Raw genomic sequence first — 8,195 nt, 5'->3', positions numbered from 1 at the left:
GCCTGATCCGGCGCCGGGTCGGTGCGCTGGACCACTCGTCGCTGCCGGTGCTGTGCACGGCGGCCGCGATAGGTCACCAGTTCGACCGTACGCTGCTCGCCGTGGCGGCCGGTGTGACGCCGGAACACGCGCGGCTGGCCCTCGCCGAGGCGGAGTTTCACCAGCTCGTCACGCCGGTGCCGGACGGCTGCGCACCCGATCGCTGGTCGTTCGTGCACGACTGTGTGCGCGAGGCGCTGCTGTCGACCATCAGCGCCGACGGCCTTCGTGAGCGGCACGCGGCGATCGCGGACGCGATGGAGGCGTCCGGCGCCGTGCACGGCCCTGACCTGTTCGCCCTCGCCCGGCACGCGGTCAGCGGCGGACTGCCCGCGCCCCGGCTGTACCGCCTCACCCGGGCGGCGGCCGAGGCCGCGGTCGCCGGGCGCGCACCGGTCGAGGCGGAGCGCATGTTCCGTGCGGCCGCCCAGGCCGCCGCACGGGCCGATATCGGCCTGGACGCGGCTTTCGAGACGGGTTTCGGCCTGGCCTGTTCCCGCATCGTCCAGCCGCACCGGGCCCGCGCCCATTTCGCCCGAGCCCTGGAGCTGGAGAACGATCCGCTGGCCCGGGCCGCACTGCGCGCGGAGGCGGCCGGCATCGAGCACGGGATGCGCAACTACAGCGCCGCCGCCGATCATGTCCGCCGCGGGCTCGCCGAGGCTGGCCGGCCGATCCCCGGCTCCGTCCTGGTCGGTCCCATCGCGTTCGGCCGGATGCTGTGCGCGCTGGCGATGCGCTGGCCGGCGACGGGATTCGGGACGGCCAGCGGCGCGGCCCTGCGTCGCTACGAGACCGAGCTGCGCCTGCATGAGATCGGTGGGGTGAACGCGCTGTTCCTGTTCGACATCCCGACCTTCCTGTGGCATGTGGGTGGGCTCTATGTGATGAAGCGGGTCGGGTTCAGCGAGCTGTTCATCCGCGGCAACATCATCATCAACTGCGCGGCGGCGGAGCTGGGCTGCGGGCGGACGACGCGCCGCGCGATCAGGACGTTCCGGGCGCTGGCCGAGCAGACCGGCAACCCGGCCCTGGTCGCCGAGGCCGATCTCTACTCGTGCTTCGCGCTCCAGTTCCTCGGCGAGACCACCACCGTCAGTGACCAGCTCGAGGCCACGCTGCGCCGGGCGGCCCGCTGGGTCGACGCATCCCTGTACGACGACGCGGTGACGGCGCTGGCCATGAACTACTCCTACCGGGGCCTGTGGCGCGAAGGCCTCGCGTGCCTGCAGCCGAACGCCTACGGCATCGACTACGTCTTCAACGACATCCGGATCATGCGATCCCGGATGGCGCGCTCGCTCGGCGGTGCCGGAGAGAACCTCGAACCGGTGCTCGCCGCCGTGCCACCCGCACAGGAGGAGGCGGTGCGTGCCTTCATCGTCGACCACAACCTGATCGAGACCGACCTCGAGGAGGCCGGCCTGGACTCGGGCGCCGTCGGCGCGACCTTCGACCGGCTGGTCGCCTCCGCCCAGGACAAGGGCCGCTCGCCGTGGCGCAGCGTCAAGTTCCATCGGCACTACTGGCTGGTCAGGGCACGGGGCCGCCTCGAGCAGGCCCGCGCCGCCACGGGCAGCGAACGGGCCGACCGGGCGCGCGTCGCCCGCCGCTGCCTGCGGGAGGCGTTGCCGGCGGCGGCGCTGCCCCTGTTCCGCGCCGACCTGCTCGTCCTCAAGGCCATCGCGGAGCAGGTCGCGGGCCGGCCCCGCCGCGCCCTGCGCTGGCTCGCCGCGGCGCAGTACCTCTCGACCCGGCTGGACGCCCCCCGCATCACCTTCGACGTGTACGTGGAACGGGCCCGCTGCCTGCGCTCCCTCGGCCGGGAGGGCCAGGCCCGTGAGGAGGCGGAGCAGGCGCTCTCCCTGGCCCGCGGCCGTGGCTGGACCGCCCGCGGACGGGACGTCCGCCGCGAGTTCGGGCTCACCGAAGAGGCGACCAGCCTGGCCAGGGGGCAGGGGACGGTCGGCCTGACCCGGGACCGCCGCCGCCTCGACGCGCTGCTGCGGGTGAGCGCCGCCACGACCGGTGCCCTCGACCCCGACGCGGTCGCCGACATCGTTCTCACCGAGATCATCGACATCCTCGGTGCCGACCGGGCCCTGCTCCTGTTCCCCGAGAACACGACGTCCACCGGCCCCGGGAGCGTCACTGGCCCTGGGAGCGTCACCGGTCCCGTGACCGGTGACGGCCCGCTCGTCCTGCATGCCGGTCGCGCCGCCAGGGACGCCGCGGCGACGGACCTGCCATCCACGGCCGAATCATCCACGGCCGAGTCGTCGACGGACCTTTCGTCCTACGCCCGCAGCATCGTCGCCAGGGTTCACACGGACGGACGTCCCCTGGTCGTCACCGGCACCGCGCAGGGCGCGGCACTGGGCTCCGAAAGCGCCGTCCAGCAGGGGCTGCGCAGCATCCTGGCCGCACCGGTCCCGATCGAGGGCGGCGCCCCGGGCGTGATCTACGTGGACAGCCAGGTCGCCAAGGGCCTGTTCACCGAGGACGACGTCGACGTCCTCGTCACGCTCGCCAAGCAGGTCGGGGTCGCGCTGCGGACCGCGGAGGCCGCGCGCCTGCAGACCCGGCTCGCCACCGAGCGCCGCCAGCGCGAGCTCGCCGAGGTGCTGCGGGACGTCGCCGAGCAGGCCGGGTCCACCCTGCGCTCAAGCGACGTCCTGCGCAGGGTGCTGGCCGCGGCGCGACCGGTGCTCCCGCACGACGACGTGTGGGTCCTCGACCAGGGCGCCGGGTCGGCGATCCGCGTCACCGAGGTCCACGGGGACGTCGACCCGCGCGCGGTCGGGTCGATCGTCGAGCACGCGGGTGACGTGCTCGGCCCCGCCTTCGCCGGCGCCACGGTCGGGGGAAGCCCGGCCGCGCGGCCCATCCGCCTCCCGGGGGTGCCGGAGGCTCTGCGGAACTGGCTGGCGCTGCCGGCCATCGCGCTTCGCCCCGTACCTGCTGTCGTCGTGCTCGCCACCCACCACGCCGCGACCGGTGGGGCGGACGGGTTGGGAGGGTTGGGAGGAGCGGGCACCGCGGGCGGCCCGGGCACCGAGGGCGGGAAGGGCCCGCAGGCGGAGGTGGCGCGGATGGTCCTCAACACCGCGGCGACCGCCTACGACAACGCGCGCCTGTACGAGGAGGCCCGGCACTCGGCCGCGACCGACCCCCTCACCGGCCTGCCCAACCGGCGCCACTTCGTCGAACAGGCGACCGTGGAAGCCGACGCACGGCTGCCCGCCGACCGGCCGACCTCCGCCGCCATGATCGACGTCGATCGGTTCAAGCAGGTCAACGACCTGCACGGGCACGCGGTCGGGGACGAGGTACTCGTCGAGATCGCCCACCGGATCGAGCGGTGCCTGCGCCGGGGGGACCTCGCCGGGCGGCTCGGCGGGGAGGAGTTCGCCGTCCTCGTCACCGGTGGCCCCGACGTGGCACACGCCTTGGGGGAGCGCGTCCGCCTCGCCGTCTGCGAGCGGCCCGTGCAGACATCCGCCGGCCCGCTGCACGTCACGGTCAGCGTGGGCACCGCGACCGTCGACCCGGACGAGCCCTCGCTGGCCGCGGTGCTCGCGCACGCCGACCAGTCCCTGTACGCGGCCAAGAGCGCCGGCCGCAACCAGACGGTCACCGCGCGCCCCTGATCCGTCGTGAACCGGCGGGGAGGCTCCAGGCCAGGTCGATCGACTCGTCCGGGCCCAGCGCCTGCCAGACAGCTCGCAGAACGTTCAGCCGGGCGACGGCTCGCACCGGCACGTCCGACGGGAAGGACGGGATGTCCGTGCGGTAGATCTGCCAGGCCGAGGCGATGTCGGCCGCGCTCGGCGGGGCACCTCGCTCGACCGCGTCGTGTACCGCACCGGCGACGATCTCCGCGAGCCGGATCTCACGCTGGTTGGCCCGCATCAGCTCGCGGGAACGCTGGCGGCTGTCGTGGCGGAGCCGGCCGTCGACCACGGTCATGCTGCCGAACATCGCGCCGGCGGCGATGCTGCCCCAGACACCCCGGTTCAGCCTGAACTCCTGCTCCGCCACGAAATGCGCCAGGTCGTGGGGCACGCTGAAGGTCCGGTCATAGGAGTCCATCCGCAGCGACACTCCATCCGAGCGTTCGATGACGGCGACGGACCCGCCGTCGCCACCCTTCGGGCCGTCCACCCGGCGGAAACTCACACGCATCTGGTCAGACTGAAGCCCTGCCGGCGGGCTGGCGAACCGTTTTCTCGTGGGCGCTGCCGTGGCGCTGGGCCGGACGGGGCGGAAGCCCGAGCCCCGGGCTTCCGTTGCCGCCGCTGCCGTTGTCGCCAAGCAAGGAACGAGGATCTTGGCTGCTACAGCAACCGAAATCCCCCTTCCTTGCGGATTGCCAAGTGCCCGTATGCGGATCGCCAATAGGCGTTGATCAGTCGACGGGAACGGCCCGCTGGCCCGTGGGCTTCCCGCGCCGGCCGCGGGCGGGCGACGCCGATCCTGTCGGCGGCGGAATGTCAGTCGCGGCACCAGAGGTTGTCGTGGGTATGGCGACCCTCGGACTGATCGGCAGTGGAAACATCGGTGGAACGTTGGCGAGACTTGCCGTCTCGGCCGGCTATGACGTCGTTCTGAGCAATTCACGCGGCCCGGAGACCCTGGCCGACCTGGTGGCCGAGCTCGGGCCACGGGCCCGGGCGGCGACGTCGGCCGAGGCCGGCGCCGCGGGCGACCTGGTGGTGGTGACCGTGCCGCTGCGGGCCTACCTCGACGTCCCGGTCGAACCGCTCGCCGGAAAGGTGGTCATCGACACCAACAACTACTATCCGGAGCGCGACGGCGTCATCCCCGTTCTTGAGGACGAGTCGACCACGACCAGCGAGCTGCTCCAGGACCACCTGCCCACCTCGAAGGTGGTCAAGGCGTTCAACAACATCTACTTCAAGCACCTGTTGGAGCTTGCCCGGCCCACCGGCGCTCCGGACCGCGCGGCACTGGCGATCGTCGGCGACGACCCGGCGGCGAAGGCGACGGTCACCGCGTTCCTCGACGCGATCGGCTACGACACGGTGGACGCGGGCCCTCTCGCCGAAGGCTGGCGTTACCAGCGGGACACCGCGGCATACGGCCCGCTCTACGCCCCCAACGGTTTCGAGGCGAAGCCCGTGCCGGCCGACGCCGCCACCGTGCGGGCCGCACTGGCCGCCGCCCGCCGGTACGCGGACCTCGCCAGCGGGTGAGGCGCCCGGCAGGGGGCTACCTCGACCGACCAGGCAGGGGTCATAGGCCGGGTGTCGGGTAGCCCGGGCGGGCGTCACAGCGCACCCTGAGGAGCGCTTCTGGAGCCTGACAGGCCACCATGGCGGCATGCGAGTCATGGCGTTGCCCCGGCACCCCCGTTCCGGGAGCGTGTGATGGCGTCCGGGTTCCCGTCGGCCGGGCTGCCACCGGTCGGTCGTGTCATCGGGCGGGAGGTGACCGCGGCCTGCGCTGCCGTCGTCGCGCAGGACCCGGACGCGCTGCACACGGTCTGCGGCCGGCTGCGGGCGATCGACGAGCAGCAGGTCCGGGATGTCCTGCACGGGCTGACGCTGGGGCTGATCGAGCAGGTGTTCCCCGACGGCCTCGACGCGGCCGACCTGCGTGCGCTGCTGGGCGACGTCCTGCGCCCAGCAGCGGCGTGGCTGCCGGGCCTGGAGGTCTACCCGGTCGCCGTCGTCGTCACCGGCGTGCTTTCGGTGCACGAGTCGGGCGCTCCACCCATCGACGCCGAGGTGCTCCTCACCGCCTGCGCGGTGGTGGTCAGCCACCTGCTCGAACGGCTCGGCACCCCACTCGACGCCGAGCTGGCCCGCGTCTTCGACGAGCTCCGCCAGGCGCAGACGATGGAGATGCCGTGACAGAGGGCTTTACCCGTCGCCGCCATCAACATCTGGCTCCGCTCACGATCGCTTGGCGTCCGGCTGGGTCAGGTGGTCGCCTGGGTCAGGTGGTCGCCGGGCCGCGGCTCGGCTCCTGCCGGGGCGGCCGCACCGGGTCGTCCTGGGCCGCCAGCTCGTCCTGGAGGACGTCACCGAGGGAGCGCAGCAGCTCCAGGGTGCGGTGGGCCTCGGCCTCGTCGACCAGGCTGATGGCGAAGCCGACGTGGACGATGACGTACGCGCCGATCGCCGCCTCGTCGGCGACGTAGGCCAGGCAGACCTCGCGGGTGATCCCGCCGAAGTCGACGGTGCCCATGAGCAGGCCGGCGACGTCGGTCGTCGCGACAATGCGGCCAGGTATCCCGAGGCACACGGCGCCGTGGTCCCCTTCCGGTGCTAGGCCGGATGCCGGTACGAACCGGGATTCCGGGTGAGGGGTTCGGCGGTTTTCGAGGCAGCGGCGCTGGTCTGCCGTCCTGCAGTGCATTTTCCGGACCGTTCTCGGTACCGGCAAGGGACGTCCGGCCCGCCCATTCGGCTCTGATGGACTCCCGCGCCCACCCGCTTCGGTTCCTGCGCCGCTGCGTAGCGCTCACTAACGTCCACTCGACACGTTTGTGGACGTACCCGGGGCGGGAGGCACCCGAATTGACGAGCGAATCCGGCCGGCCGTTGTCCGTGCGGCTCGCGGGCGCTGGGGTCGACCGACGGTCGTTCCTGAAGTTCTGCGCCGGTATCACCGCGACGCTCGCGTTGCCGGCCCAGCTGGCTCCCCGGGTCGCCTACGCGTTGGACCAGGCCGACCCGCTTCCGGTGATCTGGCTGGAGTTCCAGGACTGCGCCGGTGACACCGAGGCGTTCCTGCGCTCACGTAACCCGACGGTGGGCGATCTCATCCTCGGCATGATTTCGCTGGACTACCACGAAACGGTGATGTCCGCCGCCGGTGAGGCCGCGGAGAAGGCCCGCGACGACACGGTGGCACGCGGCGGCCATCTGGTCGTCGTCGAGGGATCCATCCCGCTGGGAATTCCCGGCTCGTGCACCGTGGGTGGCCAGTCGGCGGAGAACATCCTGCGCGACGCGGTGCGCGGCGCGGCCGGCATCATCAACGTCGGTACCTGCGCGGCCTTCGGCGGGATCCCGGCGGCCGGGCCCAATCCGACCGGTGCGGTGCGGGTCGAGGACGTCGTCGGCGGCGTGCCGGTGGTGAACCTCACCGGATGCCCCGTCAACGCGGACAACCTGACCGCCACCATCGTGCATTACCTGACCTTCGGCGAGTTCCCCGAGCTCGATGGCTTCAGCCGGCCCCGGTTCGCCTACGGGGAGCGTATTCACGACACCTGCCAGCGGCGCGGCCATTTCGATGCCGGCCAGTTCGCCGAGAAGTGGGGCGACGAGGGCCACCGTAACGGCTGGTGCCTGTACCGGCTGGGCTGCAAGGGCCCGAGTACCTTCCACAACTGCCCGAGTGTCCGGTTCAATGGCGGGACGTCCTGGCCGGTGGCGGCCGGGCACGGGTGTGTGGGGTGTTCGGAGCCGGGTTTCTGGGACAACATGTCCCCGTTCTACGACCGGCTGCCGCATGTGGCGACGTCCGGTTTCGATCTCACCGCCGACCAGATCGGCATCGGTGTGCTGGCGGCGACGGCGACGGGATTCGCCTCGCACGGCGTCGGAAAGGTCGTCCAGCACAAGGTCGCCGCGCGACGGGAGAAGAAGGCCGCGGCCGAGCTCGCCGAAAGAGCTGACAGCGAAGAAGAAACCGAAAACGGAAGCGCAAGCGCAGGTGCCGGCGGCGAAGAGACGGGCGAAACGAGATGAGTCGGCTTGTCATCGACCCGGTGACCCGGGTGGAGGGCCACCTGCGGGTCGAGGTGCAGGTGGACGGAGGCCAGGTCACCGAGGCGTACGCGTCCTCGACGATGTGGCGGGGAATCGAGACGATCCTGACCGGGCGCGACCCGCGCGACGCCTGGCTGTTCGCGCAGCGGATCTGCGGTGTGTGCACCACGGTGCACGCGCTGGCGTCGGTGCGGGCGGTGGAGGACGCCGTCGGCGCTGTTCCGCCCCGCAACGCCCGGCTGCTGCGGGACATCATCGCCGCGTCACTGTCCGTCCATGACCATGTGGTGCACTTCTACCACCTGCAGGCACTGGACTGGGTCGACCCGACCTCGGCGCTCAAGGCCGACCCGGCGGCCGCCGCGGCGCTCGCTCAGTCGATCTCGGACTACCCGCGGTCGACCGCGGGGC

General features: G+C 72.2%; 7 protein-coding genes. 5 read left to right on the top strand and 2 right to left on the bottom strand.

Annotated elements, in window-relative coordinates:
- Positions 1-3,689: sensor domain-containing diguanylate cyclase (locus FREUN1FDRAFT_RS40500; protein ID WP_157475789.1), on the top strand; the 3,689-nt coding region annotated here is incomplete at its 5' end.
- Here FREUN1FDRAFT_RS40500 and FREUN1FDRAFT_RS36805 read toward each other — a convergent pair.
- Positions 3,673-4,224: a hypothetical protein gene (locus FREUN1FDRAFT_RS36805; protein WP_006545502.1), complete on the bottom strand. Its 552-nt coding sequence runs from the start codon at positions 4,222-4,224 to the stop codon at positions 3,673-3,675. The two genes, FREUN1FDRAFT_RS40500 and FREUN1FDRAFT_RS36805, sit on opposite strands and share 17 nt — an antisense overlap.
- A gap of 338 nt (positions 4,225-4,562) precedes the next feature.
- Between FREUN1FDRAFT_RS36805 and FREUN1FDRAFT_RS36800 the strand changes: the two genes are divergently transcribed.
- Complete coding sequence (locus tag FREUN1FDRAFT_RS36800) at positions 4,563-5,255, top strand: NADPH-dependent F420 reductase (protein WP_035957335.1); 693 nt, start codon at positions 4,563-4,565, stop codon at positions 5,253-5,255.
- Between the two features lie 174 nt (positions 5,256-5,429).
- Complete coding sequence (locus FREUN1FDRAFT_RS36795) at positions 5,430-5,915, top strand: hypothetical protein (RefSeq protein ID WP_006545500.1); 486 nt, start codon at positions 5,430-5,432, stop codon at positions 5,913-5,915.
- 85 nt (positions 5,916-6,000) lie between these two features.
- Here the strand turns inward: FREUN1FDRAFT_RS36795 and FREUN1FDRAFT_RS36790 are convergent, their stop codons facing one another.
- Complete coding sequence (locus tag FREUN1FDRAFT_RS36790; RefSeq protein WP_006545499.1) at positions 6,001-6,309, bottom strand: HypC/HybG/HupF family hydrogenase formation chaperone; 309 nt, start codon at positions 6,307-6,309, stop codon at positions 6,001-6,003.
- A 275-nt stretch (positions 6,310-6,584) separates the two neighbouring features.
- Between FREUN1FDRAFT_RS36790 and FREUN1FDRAFT_RS36785 the strand changes: the two genes are divergently transcribed.
- Together FREUN1FDRAFT_RS36785 and FREUN1FDRAFT_RS36780 are read left to right on the top strand one after the other, a co-directional pair.
- Entirely contained in the window at positions 6,585-7,763 is a 1,179-nt protein-coding gene (locus FREUN1FDRAFT_RS36785; protein WP_006545498.1) for a hydrogenase small subunit, read from the top strand.
- Positions 7,760-8,195, top strand: a 436-nt coding sequence (locus FREUN1FDRAFT_RS36780) for a nickel-dependent hydrogenase large subunit (RefSeq protein ID WP_006545497.1), incomplete at its 3' end; no start/stop codon positions are given. The genes FREUN1FDRAFT_RS36785 and FREUN1FDRAFT_RS36780, both read left to right, overlap by 4 nt.

Origin of the sequence: Parafrankia sp. EUN1f, assembly GCF_000177675.1 — a bacterium.
In the GTDB taxonomy this organism is placed as follows: domain Bacteria; phylum Actinomycetota; class Actinomycetes; order Frankiales; family Frankiaceae; genus Parafrankia.
Note: the sequence above shows the minus strand (reverse complement) of the source record. Positions and strands in the feature narration are given on the sequence as shown.